Source organism: Rothia sp. HMSC065D02 (genome assembly GCF_001815285.1).
GTDB classification, from domain to species: domain Bacteria; phylum Actinomycetota; class Actinomycetes; order Actinomycetales; family Micrococcaceae; genus Rothia; species Rothia dentocariosa.
Window position 1 is genome coordinate 1 of sequence record NZ_KV820058.1, and the last position, 2,396, is coordinate 2,396.

The following is a 2,396-nucleotide window of genomic DNA, read 5'->3' on the forward strand; positions in this document are numbered from 1 at the left end:
CCACAACACCTACACCCTCAAATGCGAAGAGCCATTAAATCTTCCTTACTATATTCCATTGTTACCCTCCATAACTTCTGATTGTTGCCGTCTTGACGATTATGTATCTTTACATTACCTTCTGAAACATATGGCGCACCTTGTCCAGGCGGCTGTTTGGACGGCGGGGCTGGATGACCGGCTGACCGACAGCGGCCTGATATCCTTTCAGCTCTGTAAGGCATACGCTCCGCCCGTTGGTGTAAAAGGCCAGATCAGTACGGTATGCCTGTATACAGCGGGCGGGAATCTCGCCAGTAAAGACAACTTTATCCTTTTTTACCTGGGCCGTTTCGATGGTGGCACAGTATTTCGGTGCATCATGATAAGCCCTGGAAAGGTATTCCTGGGGCGCATAGAGGATGAAGGAGAGATAAGGTTCCAGCAGCTGCGTCCCCGATTCCTTCAATGCCTGTTCCAATACAATCGGGGCCAATGAGCGGAAGTCCGCCGGCGTGCTGACCGGACTGTAATAAAGCCCGTATTCAAAGCAAATCTTACAGTCCGTTACGTTCCAGCCGAACAAGCCCTGCTCCAGCCCGTAACGGATACCATCCCTGACAGCGTTTTGAAAACTCTGGTTCAAGTATCCCAGCGAAACCCGGCTCTCGTATTGTACACCGGAGCCAAGCGAGAGTGGTGTAACAGACAGTCCTATGGATGCCCAAAACGGGTTGGGCGGCACCTCGATATGGATGGTGTGGCTGGCTGCTTTGAGCGGCCGCTCCATATAAATGACGGAGGGTTCCTTTACCACTGTTTCAAGCTTGTATTTTTCCGACAGCAAAGCGGAAACAACCTCCAACTGCACCCGGCCCAAAAAAGAAAGAATGATCTCATGGGTGATGGAATCCACTTCGCAACGCAAAAGCGGGTCAGTATCCGCAAGTTGCGTAAGAGCGTCCAGCAGCCGTTCTCTTTGCGCTGCCGTTTTCGGCGCAATCGTCGTCCGCAGCATGGGGAGGGGGTCCTCGCGCCACCTTTTACGAGGGAGCCGGGTTTGGTCCCCTAATACATCGTTTAACCTCACGCTGTCGCTGGGAAGGATAACAATTTCACCCTGATAAGCGGTGTCTGTCCGAACAATTTCCCCTTTGGATGGAATACGCATCTCTGTGATTTTCAGCTTTTCTCTCCCGGCCAGGGCCACCGTATCCCGCAGGCGCAGCGTTCCACTGTATAACCGTAGATAGACACGCCGCTGGCCGCAATCGGTGTACTCAACCTTGAAAACGCTGCCGCATAGGGCGGCGCCCCCCTGTTCCCCAATCGGTTGGAACAGCCCTGTCACCGCATCCATCAACGGTTGAATGCCAAGGCCATTTTTGGCGCTGCCATGATAGACTGGGAACAGGGAGGCGTCTTGAACCCGCTGCTGTTCCTCCCGCGCAAGTTTTTCCCGGCTGATTGGTTCTCCTGCGATATACTTTTCCAATAATTCATCGTTATTTTCGATGACCGCATCCCATGCTTCTATGTCGGTATTTTCCTCCAGGACTATTTCCGGGGACAGCGACACCGTCTGCTTGATGATAATATCGGCGGAGAGCTTATCCCGAACAGACTGAACCACGCTCTGCAAATCAACGCCAGCCTGGTCGATCTTGTTGATAAAGATAACGGTGGGAATGTTCATTTTCCGCAGGGCATGGAACAGAATACGGGTCTGGGCCTGCACGCCATCTTTAGCGGAGATCACCAAGATGGCCCCATCTAAAACAGCCAAAGAGCGGTACACCTCCGCCAAAAAATCCATGTGGCCGGGCGTATCCACAATGTTAACTTTACATCTGTGCCACTGGAAGGAAGTGACTGCCGCTTGAATGGTAATCCCACGCTGCCGCTCCAAAAACATGGTGTCCGTCCTCGTTGTCCCTTTTTCGACGCTCCCCGGTTCTGAAATGGCTCCGCTGGCATATAGCAGGCTCTCCGTCAAGGTCGTCTTTCCAGCGTCTACATGGGCAAGAATTCCAATATTGATTATTTTCATGTGATTGTCCTCCCTTTACAGCCCCAAAGGGCATAAAAATCCCCAGCAGTAAAATACTTTTACCACTGGGGATTATAAGTTGCGGACATACACATATACAGCATACACCTGTTTGTGATTGCTGTTTTTGGGGATATGTCAAAATTGATAAGGCAAAAGTATTCTTAAATTGGGTACAAAAAACTAAGCCCCTACAAAAGGAGCTATCATAATCCTTTGTTCCCACTATTTGATTATAGTTTTATTTAAGAATACCTTGCCGCATATTTTTTACTCCTTTTCTGGATTAAATCATTGTATCACATCAGTTTTAGGAAAGCAAGTACCTAAAAGGGCTCTTCGCATTTGAGGGTGTAGGTGTTGTGGG

1 protein-coding gene is annotated in these 2,396 nt (G+C 50.0%); it reads right to left on the reverse strand.

Going from position 1 to position 2,396, the window contains the following annotated elements; all coding sequences use genetic code 11:
• Positions 1 to 109: 109 nt before the first annotated feature.
• Complete coding sequence (tet(W), locus tag HMPREF3016_RS00005; protein ID WP_070739220.1) at positions 110 to 2,029, reverse strand: tetracycline resistance ribosomal protection protein Tet(W); 1,920 nt, start codon at positions 2,027 to 2,029, stop codon at positions 110 to 112.
• Positions 2,030 to 2,396 lie beyond the last annotated feature (367 nt).